The organism is Streptomyces sp. BV286, assembly GCF_019090165.1.
Taxonomy (GTDB): domain Bacteria; phylum Actinomycetota; class Actinomycetes; order Streptomycetales; family Streptomycetaceae; genus Streptomyces.
The window spans coordinates 1-231 of record NZ_JAHRIB010000016.1 but is presented as its reverse complement, the minus strand read 5'-3'; the positions used below and the strand labels follow the sequence as shown (position 1 = coordinate 231).

At 65.8% G+C, this 231-nt stretch carries 1 protein-coding gene; it reads right to left on the bottom strand.

The window, feature by feature from the left end; genetic code table 11:
• Positions 1–231 (bottom strand): hypothetical protein (locus KUF83_RS01685; protein WP_217452685.1); only part of this gene is annotated, 231 nt, incomplete at both ends.

The window sequence follows — 231 nt, the reverse complement described above, 5'->3', positions numbered from 1 at the left end:
ACACCGGCGACGACTCCAGCAGAGCCACCGCCATCCCCACCCACTGCGAACCCTGACCAGGAAACACAAACACCCGACGACCCGACACATCAGCCACACCAGACACCAGACCGGACACATCCGCATCCGGCTGCCCGGCAGCCAGCCCACGCACCCCAGCCAACAACCCATCCACGTCCTGGCCCACCACAACCGCCCGATGCCGGAACACCGAACGACCACTCACCAACG